Here is a 16,212-nt window from a genome sequence, read left to right on the forward strand (position 1 = left end):
GCGCTACAGCAGCGAGGCCCACACCGAGGCGGCCGCGGCGGGGCCGAGGCTGACGGGCCCCTCCGAGCCCGCGACGCGCACCGTCACGGTCTCGGAGTAGGGCTCCCCCGGCAGCACATCGAGTTCGGCGTCCACGACGAGCCCGCGGCTCGCGAAGTACTGCAGCATCTCGTTGTCGGCGTCCGAGATCCGCTCGACTCGCACCCGGCAGGGTGCGGAGGCCTCTGCGAGCACGATCGCGTCGGGGCGGTGCACCCGCCCGTCGGCGCTCGGGATGGGGTCGCCGTGCGGATCCCTCGTCGGAAAACCGAGCACCCGGTCGACGCGGTCGATGAGCTCGTCGGAGACCGCGTGCTCAAGGCGGTCGGCCTCGTCGTGCACCTCGTCCCACTCGTAGCCCAGCATCTGCACGAGGAAGGTCTCGAGCAGCCGGTGCCTCCGGATCATGGAGACCGCGTGCTCCCGGCCGTCGTCGGTCAGCGTGACCGCCCCGTAGCGCACATGACCGATGAGCTCGAGGTCCGAGAGCTTGCGCAGGGCGTCGGAAACGGTGGACAGCCTCACGCCTGCGGCCTCGGCGATCGCCGAGTTCGACACCGGCGCGTCGGACCACTCCTGCAGCCCCCAGATGACCTTGAGGTAGTTCTGCATGCTCGGAGAGATGTCGTCGACGCCCACCCGCACAAGGGTACCCGCTCCCCTGGCGCCGCGGCACCTCGAGAGGGACACTGGGAGCATGGACATCAGGATCAAGCGGGTGTATGAACCGGCGGCTCCGGGGGACGGCTTCCGGGTGCTCGTCGACCGTCTCTGGCCCCGCGGAGTGTCGAAGGAGGCGGCCGCGCTCGATCTCTGGGAGAAGGAGGCGGCCCCGAGCACCGAGCTGCGGCGCGCGTGGCACGCGGAGGTCGACAGTCGATCCCCCGCGCACTTCGCCGGGTTCGCCGCCGACTACCGCGCCGAGCTGTCGGGCGGCGCGGCCGGCGCGGCCCTCGACGAGCTCGTGCGTCTGGCGCGCGAGCACTCGCCGCTCACCCTGCTCTACGGGGCGAGGGATCCGGAGACCAACCACGCCGTCGTGCTGCGCGAGGCGCTGCTGGAGCGCCTGCGCGGGGACGGCTGAGCGGGGCGCGGATGCTCCCGCGCCCGGCGTCTCCCGAGGCTCGGGGCCGGCTGTCCGGCGAAGCTCAGGAGGGGGTCAGCACCTCGCGCAGGCGTTCGATCGCGTCGGCGAACTCGGCGTCGTCGGGCCCGCCCATGCCGAGCACGATGCCCGCCGTGCGGTCGGGGCGCCGATGCTGCCAGTAGTCGCCGAGCGCCGCGACGCCGAGGCCCGCCGGGAAGCGGGGCGCAGGCTCGGCGGCGCGCGCCACCACGGCGGCCTCCCACTCGATCGGGGCGAGGGACCCGGGAGCGCGGTCCGCGGTCGTCGCCGCGGCCCCCGAACCGCCCGCGCGACCGGCCCCGCCCGGCGGGGCAGTGAGCTCGAGCACCGCGTGCAGGCCTCCGCTCATCGGCCGCACCCGCACCCCGGGCACCCCGGCGAACCGCGCGGAGATGCGGTCGCGGCGCGCCGAGTGCCTGCGCCGCACGCGTGCGATGTTGCGGCGCAGCTCCCCGCTCGCCAGGTAGTCGGCGAGCGCGAGCTGCACCACCGATGACACCGGGGATCCCAGGTCGAGGCGCACGGGCTCGAGCAGGGCTCGCAGGTTCTCGGGCGCGAGCAGAAAGCCCGCGGCGAGCGCCGGCGAGATCGTGCTCGAGAACGTGCCCAGGGTCACGACGGATCCCCGCAGCGGGTCGTCGAGCGCTGCGAGCGCGGGCAGCGGGCCGCCGGAGTGCCGCAGCTCCGAGTCGTAGTCGTCCTCGACGACGATCACCCCGGTGCGCGCGGCCCAGTCGAGCAGTTCGCGGCGGCGCGGCAGCGGGAGGGATCCGCCGACGGGGTACTGGTGGCTCGGGGTGACGATGACGAGGTCGAGCATGCCCGCAGCGGGCAGGGCCGAGGTCCGCAGCCCGTCGGCGTCGACCGGCAGCGAGACGATCCGGGCGCCGTGTCGGGCCGCGACGCCGCGCAGCGACGGGTATCCCGGATCCTCGACGCCGACGACGAGGCCGTTGCCGCGCGTGGTGCCGAGCGCCGTGAGCAGCAGGCCGAGCCCCTCGCGGGCGCCCGCGGTGACGATGACGTCGCGGACGGATCGCGATGTGCCGCGCATGAGTCGCAGGTGCTCGGCGATCTCGTGCCGCAGCCTCGGATCGCCGAGAGCCGGCTGGCGCCGATCCGCCACGCGCACCGCATCGCGCCACGCGGCCCGCCAGGCCGGCCGCTCGGTCACGTCGGTGAGCGGGGTGCCGGGCGCCAGCGGCGGTCGCAGCGGGGGCTCCTCGGCCCCGACCGGGGTCGCGCGATCCGCGTCGCCCGTGTTCGGTGAGGGATCGGGAAACGCCGCACGGGGCTGCCCGCCGAGCGCGCCCAGGTCGGGGTTCACGGCGGTGCCCCTGCCGTGCTCCGCACGCAGGTACCCCTCGGCGACGAGCTGCTCGTACGCCGTCACGACGACGCCGCGCGCCACCCCGAGCCGCGAGGCGAGCGCCCGGGTCGCGGGCACGCCCTCGCCCGGCCGCAGGCGGCCGGCGTCGATCTCATCGCGCAGCGCCGCGGCGAGCTGCACGGGCAGCGAGGCGTCGGCCGCGCGATCGAGCTGCAGGGGGAGCTCCGCAGGGGTTCGCAAGGAGTTCGTGCTCACCCGAGCAGTCTGGCACGCCGGACCCGACTGGTCCAGGCGCATATACCGACATCCGATATCGCGCTGGACCAATAGCGCCGCCCGCGCCCTATCCGTCACCTGAAGGCCGGAGCCGTCCCCGCCAGCCGCTCGCGCATCACCCGGAGCGCGGACTCGTTCTCGTCCATGAGCACGAAGCGGCGGTCGAGCTGCGCCGCAGCCTCCCCCGTCGTGCCGCTCCCCGCGAAGGGATCGAGCACCCAGTCCCCCGGCCGGCTCGACGCCTGGATCATGCGCCGCAGGATGCCGAGCGGCTTCTGGGTGGGATAGCCGGTGCGCTCCTTCCCCGTCGGCGAGACGATCGTGTGCCACCAGGTGTCGGTCGGCAGCTTGCCGCGCGCGGCGCGCTCGGCCGTCACGAGGCTCGGGGCCATGTAGGGCTCGCGGTCGACCGCCTCGGCGTCGAAGTGATAGCGGTCGGGATCCTTGACGTAGACGAGGATGTTCTCGTGCTTGGTCGGCCACTTGCGCCGGGACCGCGCACCGTAGTCGTAGGCCCAGATGATCTCGTTGAGGAAGCAGTCGCGGCCGAAGAGCGCGTCGAGCAGCACCTTCGCGTAGTGCACCTCCCGGTAGTCGAGGTGCAGGTAGAGCGTGCCGTCCGGCGCGAGCAGGCGCCAGGCCTCCTCGACGCGGGGTTCGAGGAACTCCCAGTAGTCGACGAAGCGGTCGTCGAAGGCGAGCGTGCGCTCGCGGGTCACCTCGTAACCCTGCCCGCGGAAGCCGAGCCTACCGCCCTCGGTCTCGCCGCTCGTACGCACGCCGCGGACCCGTTCGGCCTGCCGGAACAGCCCCGTGTTGAACGGCGGATCGAGATAGACGACCGTGAAGGCGCCGTCGGGCAGCGCGCGGAGGTGCCGGAGGTTGTCGCCCGCGAGCACCAGATCGGGTCCGTCGGGTCGCCAGGCTTCGTGCACCGATCCAGCCTAACGGTGTCGGAGGCGGGCGGTAACGTGAGGCGCAGCCGGCGAGGGCCGGTCGCAGCCTCGGGGTCGACCGGCCCGGCGAGGCAGCCGGACGAATGGAGCAGTCATGATCCGACTCGGAATGATCACGATCGACACGGCGGATGCCCGCGGCCTCGCCGCCTGGTGGGCCGAGCGGCTGGGCGGCGAGATCGTGCACGACGCCGAGGGGTGGTTCTGCATGGTCCGCGCTCCACAACTCCCCGTCGCCCTGGGCTTCCAACGGGTGGACGAGCCGACTCCGGGGAAGAACCGGCTGCATCTCGACCTCGACCGGGGCACCGAGGCCGCCCGCGAGAGCGTCGTCGCGGACTGGGTCGCAGCCGGGGCGACGCATCTCGGGCAGCGCGGCGAGGCGGACTTCAGGTGGGACACCTTCGCCGACCCCGACGGGAACGAGTTCTGCATCGGCGACCCGCACTGAGCGGTCGGGTCGCACCCGCAGCTCGGAAGTCAGAGGTCCGCGAGTTCGAGCGGCGGCTCGTTCGGGCCGAGCTCGGGGTGCAGGATCTCGGCGAGCTCGGCGGGGTCGAGTTCGCCGACCGTCGCGGGCGACCAGTGCGGATCCCTGTCCTTGTCGATCACCTGGGCGCGCACGCCCTCCGCGAAATCGGCCCGGGGTGCGAGCCTGCCGACCACGCGCAGGTCGTCGCGCAGCACCTCGGTGAGCCCGAGCCCGAGCCTGCGCGTGCGGTCGAGCTGGGCGAGGGTCACGGCGACCGAAGTCGGGCACATGCCGCGCACGGCAGTCGCGATGCGGGCGGCATCGTCAGCCGCGGGCGCGCCTGCGGCGCCGGCTGCATCGAGTGCGGCGAGCAGACGCAGCAGCGCGCCCTTCGGGTCGTCCGCGGCGCGCGCGAGGGCGGTCTCTGCGATCGGCTCCCACCACTCGCGGGTGGCGAGCAGCGGCGCCTCGGGCGCCGGTTCGGCGAAGCGAGCGCACACGGTGCCGGGGTCCTCGCCCGAGGCGAGCGCCGCGCGCAGCCCGTCCAGCCGCTCGGAGGGCACGTAGTGGTCGGCGAAGCCGAGGGCGATCGCGTCGCCCGCACGCATCTCACCCGCGGTGATCGCGAGCAGTTCGCCGAGCCTGCCGGGAGCGCGGGCGAGCAGCAGGTGCCCGCCCACGTCGGGGATGATCCCGATGCGCACCTCGGGCATCGCCAAGCGGCTGCGCTCCGTGACGACGCGGTGCCGAGCGTGCCCGGTGAGGCCGATCCCGCCGCCCATCGTCACGCCGTCCATGAATCCGACGACGGGAATGGGCGAGAAGCCGACCGCGTGGTCGACTCGGTACTCGATCGCGAGAATCTCTCGCGCGCCCCCGCGCGCGAGCTCCTTGATGTCCCCGCCCCCGCAGAAGCCCCGTTCTCCCGCTCCGTCGAGCACGATCGCCGAGGGAGCGTCCGCTCGCGCCGCGGCGAGCGCGGCCTCGAGACCGAGGAACATCTCCCGGTTGAGCGCGTTGATGGCGCGCGGCCGGCTCAGCGTGATGCGGGCGATCGCCCCCTCGCTCCTGCTGATGATGAGCGGTTCCCCCGGTTCTGGTGCGGGCGGTACCTGAGAGGGATCGGCTGCGATGCTCATGCCAGCACCGTAGCAGCCCGCAGGCGGTAGGCTCGGTTCCCGTGTTCGACGACCGCTATGACAACGACCCCGTCGCCAGGATGAAGCCGAGGCGCGGGCCCGTGCAGCGCCTCGAGGTGCCCCTCGCGAAGGGCCTCGTGGTCGAGCACACGGAGTCGGAGTGGTGCGGTGCCGTGGTCGGCGCTCGCGAGGGCCTCGTGCAGCTCGAGGACTTCCGTGGCAAGGTGCGCGCCTTCCCGCTCGCCGACGGCTTCCTCATCGACGGCGAGCCCGTGTCGCTCGTGATGCCGAAGCGCAAGCCGGCCGGTCGGCAGCGCACGGCATCGGGCTCCTTCGCCGCTCCGCAGCAGCGCGCGCGCATCGCGATGCCGAGCCGCATCTTCGTCGAGGGCAAGCACGATGCCGAGCTGGTCGAGCAGGTCTGGGGCGATGACCTCCGGGTCGAAGGCGTCGTGGTCGAGCTGCTGCAGGGCGCCGACAACCTCGAAGCGGTGCTGCGGGAGTTCGGCCCGGGCGAGGGCAGGCGAGCCGGGGTGCTGCTCGACCACCTCGTGCGCGGCAGCAAGGAGACCCGCATCGCCGACGCCATCGCACGGGGCCCCCACGGCGCGCACGTGCTCATCGTGGGCCACCCCTTCGTCGACATCTGGCAGGCGGTGAAACCCGCCCGGGTCGGCCTGCAGGCGTGGCCTCAGATCCCTCGCTCGATCGAGTGGAAGACCGGCATCTGCCGCGCCCTCGGCTGGCCGTCCGACGAGCCCGCCGACATCGCCGATGCGTGGTCGCGCATCCGCGGTCGCGTGCGCGACTTCCGCGACCTCGAGCCCGAGCTGGTCGGTCGGGTCGAGCACCTCATCGACTTCGTCACCGTGGGCTGAGCCGGCGGGCGTATCCTGCTGGGAGAGCCGTGCGCGATCGGAGGAGGCGCTGTGTCGAGACCCCTGTTCCTGCTCATGCCCGAATGGCAGGGCTCGTCGTCGTCGCGGGCCATGCAGCTGGCCGACGGGGCCGAGGCGCTGCGCGAGGACCTGCCGTCCTCTTCGACCCGCGAGGTGGCCGTGCCGCTCGAGGCCGGCGACGCTATGGGCACCCCGGTAGCGAGGCTCAGCAGCCTCCTCCGCGCCCGGGAGGCCGCGCGCGAGGCGCTCGCCGATGCGGAGGCTCCCCCGATCGTGCTCGGGGGCGACTGCGCGTCGTCGCTCGCGGGCCTCGACGCCGCGATGAGGGGCGAGGGATCCCTCGCCGTCCTCTGGTTCGACGCCCACCCCGATCTGCAGCATCCCAGCACCTCGCCCTCGGGAGCCGCGTCGGGTATGACCCTGCGGCACGCACTCGGCGACGGCGCCGCCGACCTCGTCTCGCAGCCGGCGATCGATCCCTCGCGCCTCACGCTCATCGGCACCCGCGCCGCCGATCCCGAGGAATCGGAGGAGATCGAGCGCCTCGGCATCACGACGCTGCTGCCCGGCGACGAGAGCGCAGAGACGTTCGCGGCTCGCGTCGCGGAGCGCGTCTCCGGCGCCGACCGCGTCTACATTCACGTCGACCTCGACGTGCTCGACCCGGCCGAGTTCGCCGCGGTGCACGCCCCGGTGCCGTTCGGCCTCCCGGTCGCCCACCTCACCGCGGCGATCCGCGCGGCCGTCGCGGCCGTACCGCTGGGCGGGGCCGCGATCTGCGAGTTCGCACCCGCCGACGCCGGCGCGGCCGCCGAAGACCTGCCGACCGTGCTGCGCGTGCTCGGCGCGCTGACCTCGGGCTCCGCGGCGTGAGCGCGCCCCGGCCGGCTCCCGAGAGCGCAGAGACTCCCTCCGGGGCCGAGCGGTATCGCGACGCGCGGCCGTGGCCGCTCGCCCGGATCGGCTACCTCTACGCGACGTGCGTCGGCTTCGTGTGGGGCTCGATCTGGAGCACCGGGCGCGTGCGGCGCCACGACGGGCTGTGGGTGTTCCGGGGCATGCCGAAGTGGACCTTCGGGCGCGGGGGCAGCTGCGTCGGGGCCTGCTACCTCACCGACCGGAACGCCTCCCCCGCCGTCCTGCGCCACGAGCGCGTGCACCGCGAGCAGTGGCGGCACTACGGACTCGCGCTGCCGCTGCTGTACCTGCTGGCGGGGCGCGACCCGTTGCGCAACCGCTTCGAGATCGAGGCGGGCCTCGAGGACGGCGGCTACGTGCGCCGCGGCTGACCGCGCGGCAGGATCCCTCGCCTCCCCGACCCCACCCGCGAGATGCGGGTGTTCGCACCAGATGACCCGGATATCCCGGGAAATAGGCCGCATCTCGTGACACGTCCGCCATCTGGCGACATGCCCATCCCGCGCACGCGGTTCTCCCTCCACAGCTAGAAAGTGCCCTGACCTTTCCACAGATCGCCCGGATCGCCCCCACCGGGCGCGTTCAGGGGCCATGATCGCCGGTATGGAGCTGAGAGAGAAGATCGACCGGGCGGTTGCCGCAGTCTTATCCCGCGGCGCCCTGATGCGCTCGGGCCTGAGCTGGCGAGGGATCGCCGACCGGGTGTCGTCAGGCGAACTCATTCGGCTGCGCAACGGCTGGTACGTTCGCGGCGAAACGTGGGAGGCCGAACGGCCGGATGTGCGGCACCTCATGGTGATGCACGCGGCACGGTCCGACCGGCACGGCAACGGCGTGTTCTCGCACCGCAGCGCCGCGACGCTGCACGGGCTTCCGGTCTGGTCCGATTGGATGAGGGGCGAGCGCGATCGAGCGGTGCGCGACTGCCTGACCGCGCACCTGCTCGCGCCCATCGCCGCCTCGGGAAGCGGCGGCGCGCGGTCGAAGCTGTACCGCCGCCCGGACGGGAGCGCCGACACCGTCCGCATCGCGGGTTTCACCTGCACCTCGGCGGATCGCACGCTCGCGGACCTCGCCGCGAGCGAGCCGTTCGCCGTCGCGCTCTCCTGCGCCGACCGGCTGCTGCGCGACGAGGTCGCCGTGGGTCGGCTCATCGACCCCCGGGGCGTGGAGGCGTGGCGCGCACGCCTCCTGGCGCTGGCGCGCTCACGAGCGGGAGCGCGGGGAGTCCGTGCGCTGCGCGCACTCGCGGCTCTCGCCGACCCGCGGGCCGAGTCGCCGCTCGAAAGCGTCAGCCGCCTGCGATCGTGGCAGATCGGCCTCGAGCCCGAACTGCAGGTGCCCGTGAGGTCGGAGCGGGGCGGCACGCTGTATCTGGACTTCCTGTTCCGCAGCGTCGGGTTCTTCGGCGAGTGCGATGGCAAGGGGAAGTACTTCGACGACGAACTGCGCGGGCAGCGCACCCCCGACGAGGTCTTCGAGCACGAACGACGGCGGCACAACTGGGTGAGCGGCGTCACCCGCATGAACGGAGTGCGCTGGGGCGTTCGAGAGGTCGTGACGGTGGAGCGATTCGCGACGCACCTGCGCGAGTTCGGGGTGCCGTTCCCGGGGCGAGCCGTCGAGTGCTTCGGGCCCGAGATCGCGAGGTTCCTGCGCGAGGCGCGGTGAGATATCGGGGCTGAGGGTCGTCCAGCATCACACGGCGCCCGCACGAGGCCCGCGCGGGGCCCGCGCGCCGGTCGACGCACGCGCCGCGAGCGCCGAAGCTGCGCCGCGAGACGCGGATGTTTGCACGAAAAGGCGCCGAAATCAACGTGCATATGCGTGCGTCTCGTGAAAATGGGCGCATCTCGGGTCAGGACGATCGGGGCGGGACGGAGGGATCGGACCGGCACGGATCGACCCGTGCGGCCCGGCCCGGCCCGGCACAGGCAGGATACTGTGAGACGCATGAGCGAGCAGCGCGACGACGACAGCAGTGACGAGTTCCGGTTCCTGGTGGGAGACGCCGCGCGCGTCGGAGCGGACGGGCCGCTGCCGGCCGTGCGGCGCGTGCGGGTCGAGGTCTCTGATGGGCGAGGGATCAGCGGGCTCGTGTTCACGCCGAACGCGCAGGCATCCGACGCGAGCGCTCCGCCCGCGGTCGCGGCGCTGCACGGGGCCGGGCTCAACGCGCACAGCTTCGACCCGATGCTGCTCGCGCTCGGCGCGCCCGCCGTGGCGCTCGACCTGCCGGGCCACGGACGCAGCGACTGGCGAGCCGACGCCGACTACCGCCCGGGCACGATGGCCTCGGACGTCGCCGCGGCGATCGAACGGCTCGCACCGCAGCCCGTCGCGCTCGTCGGCCACTCGCTCGGCGGACTCACCGCCGCGATCATCGCCTCGGAGCGCCCCGACCTCGTCGAGCGACTCATCGTCGTCGACATCACGCCCGGCGTCTCTCCCGCGGGAGACGCGGGGGCCGTCGCCGAGTTCATCCTGGGCAAGCGCGACTACGGATCGATCGAGGAGATCGTCGACCGCGCCGTCGAGTTCGGCATCGGCAGCGACCGCACCGCGCTCACCCGAGGCGTCACCCTCAACACCCGGCTGCGCGCCGACGGCCGCATCGAGTGGACGCACCACCTCGCCCACCTCGACCGGCTGCCCGCGGCACCGGGAGACCCGCTCCCCTACGCCCCGATCTGGGCGGCGCTCGAAACGGCGCAGGAGCACGGCATCCCCGTCTCGCTCGTCCGCGCGACGCGCGGCATGTTGACCGAGGCGCACGTCGCCGAGTGGCGCCAACGGCTGCCGCACAGCGAGATCGTCGAGGTGGCCGGGCCGCACAACCTCCACGAGGCCGCACCCGTCGAGCTGGCCGGCGCTGTACGCGGGCTCTGCGGAGGTGGAGGGAACGCCGGTTGAGCGGAACGGGGGCGAACATTCCACCGGCTTGGCGAGGAGCTCAGCGACGAGTCGAAACCGGAGTATCGTCTCGGTCGCCGGGCTTCGACTCGCTTCGCTCGCTCAACCGGCGGTGGAGACTCGCCCGCTCAACCAGCGGTAGGAGCGCGCCGGGTCAGGCCGCGGGCGAATCCGCAGGCGAATCCACGCTCAGCGCCCGCAGGATCGCGTCCCGCAGCTCCTCGGGCGGGCAGTTGCTGTCGCGCTCGTCCTCGCACGCCCGGCGCACCACCTCGGTGAGGCTGATGCAGACCGACTGCTCGTCGCGGCAGTGCGGGCAGCTGTCGAGATGCTCGCGGATCGGTGCCGATTCTTCAGCGCAGAGCTCGCCGCGCAACAGCTCGTACAGATTGGCCTTCGCCTTCTCGCAACCGCAATCGCTCATCGCGCGTCCTCCTCGCTCTTCCCTCGGGTCGATGCCGCCGCCTTCGCCGACTTCTTCCCCATGCTCTGTCCAACGCCCTGCTCGCCCGCATATTCCCCGAGAGCCTTGCGCAGTCGCGCGCGTCCCCGGTGCAGACGGCTCATGACCGTGCCGATGGGCACCTCGGCGATGTCGGCGATCTCCTGGTAGCTGAAGCCCTCGACGTCGGCGAGGTACACCGCCATCCTGAAGTCCTCGGGCAGCGCATTGAGCGCGTCGGTCACCACCGAGTCGGGCGTGCGGTCGATCGCCTCCGCCTCGGCCGACCGCGAGGACATCGCCGTCGTCGACTCGGCGCCGCCCAGCTGCCAGTCCTCGAGATCCTCGACCACGCCCAGGTAGGGCTCGCGCTGCTTCTTGCGGTAGGTGTTGATGTAGCTGTTGGTCATGATGCGGTAGAGCCAGGCCTTGAGGTTCGTGCCCGCCTGGTACGAGGCGAACGCCGAGTAGGCCTTGAGGAAGGTCTCCTGCACCAGGTCCTGCGCATCCTGGGGGTTGCGCGTCATCTTCATCGCGGCGCCGTAGAGCTGATCGAGCAGCGGCAGCGCCTCCTCCCGGAACCGGGCCTCGAGCCGCTCCGGCGTCTCGTTCTCCTGCACAGCGCGCTCACTCACGTCTCCGATCCTATCCGGCAGGCCGACGGGTAGACTGGACACCGATGCTCGAAGCGAAGATGAACCACGGCAAAGACGGCGACGAGATCCGGACGGGCGAGGGATCCGGCGGATCCGCGCACTGGTCGGCCCCGATGGCCGCAGGGTCGGTCGATGCGCGCGTGCCGCTCCCCGGCTCCAAGTCGCAGACGGGGCGCGAACTCGTGCTCGCAGCGCTCGCGGACGGGCCGGGCCTGCTCCGCTCGCCCCTGCACTCCCGCGACTCCGCGCTCATGGTCGACGCGCTGCGCGCCATCGGCACGACGATCGAGGAGGTCCCGAACGATGGCCTCTACGGCCCCGACCTGCGCGTCACCCCGGCGGAGGAGCTGATCGGATCGACGAGCATCGAATGCGGGCTCGCGGGAACGGTCATGCGTTTCGTACCCCCGGTCGCGGCGCTCGCGCTCGGTCCCGTCGCGTTCGACGGCGATCCCTACGCTCGCAAGCGGCCCATGCGGCCGCTGCTCGAGGCGCTGCGCGCGCTCGGCGCCGACATCGCCGACGAGAACCGCGGCGCGCTCCCCTTCACTGTGCACGGCACCGGTTCGCTGCGCGGCGGCCGCGTCGAGATCGACGCATCGCTCTCGAGTCAGTTCGTCTCGGCGCTGTTGCTCTCGGGCTCCCGCTTCGACGAGGGCGTGCACGTGGTGCACATGGGAGCGCGCGTGCCGAGCCTCCCCCACATCGAGATGACGATCGACGCGCTCCGCTCGCGCGGTGTCGAGGTCGAGCGGCCCGCCGAGGGCGAGTGGGCGGTCGGCCCCGGGTCCATCGCGGCGCGCGACCTCGCGATCGAGCCCGACCTGTCGAACGCCGCTCCGTTCCTCGCCGCCGCGGTCGCGGTGGGAGGCAGCGTGACCGTTCCGGGCTGGCCGGGCGAGACCACCCAGGTCGGCGACCGGCTGCGCGAGCTGCTGCCCGAGTTCGGCGCGCGCGTCGAACTGACGACCGACGGATCCCTCACCGTGTCGGGCGATGGCCGAGTGCGCGGCGTCGAGCTGTACGTCCCCGAGGCGGGCGAGCTCGCCCCGACCCTCGTCGGCCTCGCCGTGCTCGCCGGAATGCAGGGCGAGTCGAGCCGCATCACGGGTATCGGGCACATCCGCCATCACGAGACCGACCGCATCGCCGCGCTCGTCGCCGAGATCAGGCGTCTGGGCGGCGAGGCCGAAGAGCTCGAGGACGGCATCGCGATCCACCCGGCCGAACTGCACGGCGGGCTCTGGGGCGCCTACGCCGATCACCGCATGGCGACGACAGGTGCGCTCATCGGTCTCCGGGTGCCCGGCGTCGAGGTCGACGACATCGGCTGCACGTCGAAGACGCTGCCGCAGTTCACCGAGCTGTGGGGCGGGATGCTCGACGGGGAAACGCAGGAGCGCCGAGGCGGCTCGGGCGACGCCGGAACCGGAGAGGAGGGCGATCTGATCGCCGGCCTCGTGAATCACATCGGCATCCCCATCGCGAAGGGCGTGGGTCGCACGGTCGGGCGCATCGCCCGCGGCATCTCGGAGTGGGACTGACGCGTGAGCTGGCTGCTGCCCGACGACGATGACGACGTGCCCTACGGCGAGTACGCCGACCACGCCGTGCGGCAGCGCCCCAACCCGAAAGCCAACAGACCCCGCACGAAGCGCAGACCCGAGCACGCCGACGCCCTGATCGGCATGGTGACCGCCGTCGATCGGGGTCGTTACACCGTGCTCATCGCCGCGGGAGCCGATCCCTCCGACCCGGCCGAACGCTCGGTGCTCGCCGCCAGGGCCCGCGAGCTGCGCCGCACCCCCATCGTCATCGGCGACCGGGTGCAGCTCGTCGGCGACACGAGCGGGGCCGAGGGATCCCTCGCCCGCATCGTCGCCCTCGAGGAGCGGCGCACCGTGCTGCGGCGCAGCGCCGACGACAGCGATCGGCTGGAGCGCGTGATGGTCGCGAACGCCGACCAGATGCTCATCGTGGTCGCGGCGGCGAACCCCGAGCCGCGCGTCAGACTCGTCGACCGCTACCTGGTCGCGGCCTACGACGCAGGGATCGCTCCGCTCATCTGCATCACCAAGGTCGACCTCGCGGATCCCGAACCGTTCCTCGGGCACTTCGCGGCGCTCGAGGTGCCGGTCTTCAGGTCGGCCCCCGGATCGTGGCCGCTCGACGAGATCCGGGCGGCGCTCGCGGGGTGCACGACCGTGTTCGTCGGCCACTCGGGCGTCGGCAAGTCGACGCTCATCAACGCTCTGGTGCCCGACGCCGACCGGGCCACGGGCCACGTCAACGAGGTCACGGGGCGGGGTCGTCACACCTCCTCGTCGTCGGTCGCGTTCCGCGCCGACACCCCGGGAGGCATCGGACCCGACGGCGCCCCGGCCGATACGGGCTGGGTCATCGACACTCCGGGCGTGCGCTCCTTCGGGCTCGGACACGTGACGGGCGAGAGCATCCTGCGCGGCTTCACCGATCTCGCGGAGATCATCGACGGCTGCCCCAGGGGCTGCTCGCACTCCGACGACGCCCCCGACTGCGAGCTCGACGCGGCGATCGCCGACGGGCGCCTCGACGCCGCGGGCGCGGCGAGGGTCGAGTCGCTGCGCCGCCTCCTCAAATAGCGCCGCGTCGAATACCGGAAACGTCGAAGGGACCCGGAACCGAGGTTCCGGGTCCCTTCTCGCGAGGGAACCGCCTACAGCGCGTCGATCACCGCGTTGAGCGTGGCCGACGGACGCATCACCTGCGCGACCAGTGCCGCGTCGGGGCGGTAGTACCCGCCGATCTCCACCGGCTCGCCCTGCACGGCGAGCAGTTCGGAGACGATCTGCTGCTCATCGGCGGCGAGCCGCTCTGCGACGGGGGCGAAGGCCGCGGCCAGTTCGGCGTCTTCGGTCTGCTGCGCGAGCTCCTGCGCCCAGTAGAGGGCGAGGTAGAAGTGGCTGCCGCGGTTGTCGATCGTGCCGAGCTTGCGACCGGGCGAGCGATCCTCCTCGAGGAAGGTGCCGGTGGCGCGGTCGAGGGTGTCGGCGAGCACCTGGGCCTTGGCATTGCCCGTGGTGGTGGCGAGGTGCTCGAGCGATGCCGCGAGCGCGAAGAACTCGCCGAGCGAGTCCCAGCGCAGGTAGTCCTCCTCGAGCAGCTGCTGCACGTGCTTCGGGGCCGAACCGCCGGCGCCGGTCTCGAAGAGGCCTCCGCCCGCGAGCAGCGGCACGATCGAGAGCATCTTGGCGCTCGTGCCGACCTCGAGGATCGGGAACAGGTCGGTCAGGTAGTCGCGCAGCACGTTGCCGGTCACCGAGATGGTGTCTTCGCCGCGGCGGATGCGCTCGAGGGAGTACCGGGTCGCATCGGCGGGCGCGAGGATCTCGATGGTGAGGCCCTCGGTGTCGTGATCGCCGAGGTACTCGCGCACCTTCGCGATGAGATTCGCGTCGTGGGCGCGGTTCTCGTCGAGCCAGAACACCGCCGGGGCGCCGGTGGCGCGCGCGCGGGTCACGGCGAGCTTCACCCAGTCGCGGATCGGGGTGTCCTTGGTCTGGGTGGCGCGCCAGATGTCTCCGGCCTGCACGTCGTGGGCGATCAGCACGTCGCCCGCGCCGTTGACGATCTCGACCCGGCCGGCGGCGGGGATCTCGAAGGTCTTGTCGTGGCTGCCGTACTCCTCCGCGGCCTGCGCCATGAGGCCGACGTTCGGCACGGTGCCGATGGTGGCGGGGTCGAGGGGGCCGTTCGCGATCGTGTCCTCGATCGTGGCCTGGTAGACGCCCGCGTACGACGAGTCGGGGATCACAGCGATGGTGTCGGCCTCGCCGCCATCGGCGCCCCACAGCCTGCCGCCGTTGCGGATGAGGGCGGGCATCGAGGCGTCGACGATCACGTCGGAGGGCACGTGCAGGTTGGTGATGCCCTTGTCGCTGTTCACGTAGGAGAGGCGCGGGCCGCGGGCGATGTCGGCCGCGATCTCGTCGGCGATCGTCTGGCCGCCCGGCACGGCGTCGAGGCCGGCGAGGATGGCGCCGAGACCGTTGTTCGGGGTGAGGCCGGCCTCCTCGAGGGCGGGGCCGTGCTTGTCGAACACGTCCTTGAAGAACGCCTTGACGGCGTGCCCGAAGAGGATAGGGTCGCTGACCTTCATCATGGTCGCCTTGAGATGCAGCGAGTAGAGCACGTCGTCGGCCTTCGCCTGCTCGATGGTCTCGGCGAGGAAGGCGTCGAGCGCCGAGGCCGACATGAAGGTCGCGTCCACGACCTCGCCCTCGAGCACGGGCAGGCTCTCCTTGAGCACGGTCTCGGTGCCGTCGGCCGCGGTGAAGCGGATAGAGAGGGTGTCGCTCTCCGGGATCACGACCGACTTCTCGTTCGAGTAGAAGTCGTCGTGGCCCATGGTCGCGACGCGGGTCTTCGATCCCTCGCCGAAGGCCTTGTTCACGTGCGGGTGCTTGCGCGCGTAGCCCTTGACCGCGAGCGGGGCCCTGCGGTCGCTGTTGCCCTGACGCAGCACCGGGTTGACCGCGGATCCCTTGATGCGGTCGTAGCGGGCGCGCGCCTCGCGCTCGTCGTCGGTCTGCGGCTCGTCGGGATAGTCGGGCACGTCGAAGCCCTGCTCCTGGAGCTCCGCGATGGCCGCCTTGAGCTGAGGGATCGAGGCCGAGATGTTCGGCAGCTTGATGATGTTCGACTCGGGGGTCTTGGCCAGCTCGCCGAGCTCGGCCAGCGCGTCGCCCACCCGCTGCTCCGGCTGCAGCCGCTCGGGGAACGCCGAGAGGATACGACCCGAGAGCGAGATGTCGCGGGTCTCGAACGAGACGCCGGCGGCGCCGGCGAAGGCCTCCACGATCGGAAGGAGCGATGCGGTCGCGAGCGCGGGCGCCTCATCGGTGTGCGTGTAGATGATGGTGGAGTCGGTCACGTCTCGTATTTCTCCCGTTCGAAAATCTCGGCGTAATTCACTCGCCAGTTTAGCCCACGATCGGCAAGTATCTTGATATCGAGAGATTTCGGACGCGTCGAGGATCCGCGAGGGATCCATGTCCGCAGTCGGCG

General features: G+C 72.2%; 16 protein-coding genes. 9 read left to right on the forward strand and 7 right to left on the reverse strand.

The annotated features are described in order from the left end of the window. Positions 1-3 precede the first annotated feature (3 nt). Entirely contained in the window at positions 4-678 is a 675-nt protein-coding gene (locus J4H91_RS00125) for a metal-dependent transcriptional regulator (protein ID WP_341783359.1), read from the reverse strand. A gap of 58 nt (positions 679-736) precedes the next feature. Between J4H91_RS00125 and J4H91_RS00130 the strand changes: the two genes are divergently transcribed. Then, positions 737-1,123, forward strand: a complete 387-nt coding sequence (locus tag J4H91_RS00130) for a DUF488 domain-containing protein (RefSeq protein ID WP_208044225.1) — start codon at positions 737-739, stop codon at positions 1,121-1,123. A 64-nt stretch (positions 1,124-1,187) separates the two neighbouring features. On the opposite strand, the gene pdxR is transcribed toward J4H91_RS00130, so the two are convergent. Further along, positions 1,188-2,750, reverse strand: a complete 1,563-nt coding sequence (gene pdxR / locus J4H91_RS00135; RefSeq protein ID WP_341783361.1) for a MocR-like pyridoxine biosynthesis transcription factor PdxR — start codon at positions 2,748-2,750, stop codon at positions 1,188-1,190. A gap of 95 nt (positions 2,751-2,845) precedes the next feature. Further along, positions 2,846-3,706 carry a DNA methyltransferase gene (locus tag J4H91_RS00140; protein ID WP_208044226.1) on the reverse strand — a complete coding sequence of 287 codons (861 nt, stop codon included), beginning with the start codon at positions 3,704-3,706 and terminating at the stop codon, positions 2,846-2,848. A 115-nt stretch (positions 3,707-3,821) separates the two neighbouring features. Here J4H91_RS00140 and J4H91_RS00145 point away from each other — a divergent pair, with 115 nt between their 5' ends. Next, entirely contained in the window at positions 3,822-4,178 is a 357-nt protein-coding gene (locus tag J4H91_RS00145; RefSeq protein ID WP_208044227.1) for a VOC family protein, read from the forward strand. A gap of 29 nt (positions 4,179-4,207) precedes the next feature. On the opposite strand, the gene J4H91_RS00150 is transcribed toward J4H91_RS00145, so the two are convergent. Further along, on the reverse strand, positions 4,208-5,338 hold the full coding sequence (locus tag J4H91_RS00150) for an enoyl-CoA hydratase/isomerase family protein (RefSeq protein ID WP_208044228.1): 1,131 nt from the start codon (positions 5,336-5,338) through the stop codon (positions 4,208-4,210). A gap of 41 nt (positions 5,339-5,379) precedes the next feature. On the opposite strand from J4H91_RS00150, the gene J4H91_RS00155 reads away from it, so the two are divergent. The 5 genes from J4H91_RS00155 (at position 5,380) to J4H91_RS00175 (ending at position 10,068) form a co-directional block, all read left to right on the forward strand. Further along, positions 5,380-6,216 carry a DUF3097 family protein gene (locus J4H91_RS00155; protein ID WP_208044229.1) on the forward strand — a complete coding sequence of 279 codons (837 nt, stop codon included), beginning with the start codon at positions 5,380-5,382 and terminating at the stop codon, positions 6,214-6,216. Between the two features lie 51 nt (positions 6,217-6,267). After that, complete coding sequence (locus J4H91_RS00160) at positions 6,268-7,110, forward strand: arginase family protein (protein ID WP_208044230.1); 843 nt, start codon at positions 6,268-6,270, stop codon at positions 7,108-7,110. Between the two features lie 86 nt (positions 7,111-7,196). Then, complete coding sequence (locus J4H91_RS00165; RefSeq protein WP_208044565.1) at positions 7,197-7,526, forward strand: Fe-S oxidoreductase; 330 nt, start codon at positions 7,197-7,199, stop codon at positions 7,524-7,526. A gap of 232 nt (positions 7,527-7,758) precedes the next feature. Beyond that, entirely contained in the window at positions 7,759-8,826 is a 1,068-nt protein-coding gene (locus tag J4H91_RS00170; protein WP_208044231.1) for a hypothetical protein, read from the forward strand. A gap of 282 nt (positions 8,827-9,108) precedes the next feature. After that, positions 9,109-10,068 (forward strand): alpha/beta fold hydrolase, encoded by a 960-nt coding sequence (locus J4H91_RS00175; protein ID WP_208044232.1) that lies wholly within the window; start codon positions 9,109-9,111, stop codon positions 10,066-10,068. A 154-nt stretch (positions 10,069-10,222) separates the two neighbouring features. On the opposite strand, the gene J4H91_RS00180 is transcribed toward J4H91_RS00175, so the two are convergent. Together J4H91_RS00180 and J4H91_RS00185 are read right to left on the reverse strand one after the other, a co-directional pair. Beyond that, complete coding sequence (locus J4H91_RS00180) at positions 10,223-10,492, reverse strand: zf-HC2 domain-containing protein (protein WP_208044233.1); 270 nt, start codon at positions 10,490-10,492, stop codon at positions 10,223-10,225. Further along, positions 10,489-11,145 (reverse strand): sigma-70 family RNA polymerase sigma factor, encoded by a 657-nt coding sequence (locus tag J4H91_RS00185; protein ID WP_424960814.1) that lies wholly within the window; start codon positions 11,143-11,145, stop codon positions 10,489-10,491. Before J4H91_RS00185 ends, J4H91_RS00180 begins: the two co-directional genes overlap by 4 nt. A gap of 44 nt (positions 11,146-11,189) precedes the next feature. Here J4H91_RS00185 and aroA point away from each other — a divergent pair, with 44 nt between their 5' ends. After that, positions 11,190-12,710, forward strand: a complete 1,521-nt coding sequence (aroA, locus tag J4H91_RS00190) for a 3-phosphoshikimate 1-carboxyvinyltransferase (protein ID WP_208044234.1) — start codon at positions 11,190-11,192, stop codon at positions 12,708-12,710. A gap of 3 nt (positions 12,711-12,713) precedes the next feature. Then, complete coding sequence (rsgA, locus tag J4H91_RS00195; RefSeq protein ID WP_208044235.1) at positions 12,714-13,787, forward strand: ribosome small subunit-dependent GTPase A; 1,074 nt, start codon at positions 12,714-12,716, stop codon at positions 13,785-13,787. A gap of 74 nt (positions 13,788-13,861) precedes the next feature. On the opposite strand, the gene J4H91_RS00200 is transcribed toward rsgA, so the two are convergent. Next, positions 13,862-16,078, reverse strand: coding sequence for an NADP-dependent isocitrate dehydrogenase (locus tag J4H91_RS00200; protein WP_208044236.1), 2,217 nt, complete (start codon positions 16,076-16,078; stop codon positions 13,862-13,864). Positions 16,079-16,212 lie beyond the last annotated feature (134 nt).

Origin of the sequence: Leucobacter ruminantium (genome assembly GCF_017565705.1) — a bacterium.
Lineage (GTDB): Bacteria > Actinomycetota > Actinomycetes > Actinomycetales > Microbacteriaceae > Leucobacter > Leucobacter ruminantium.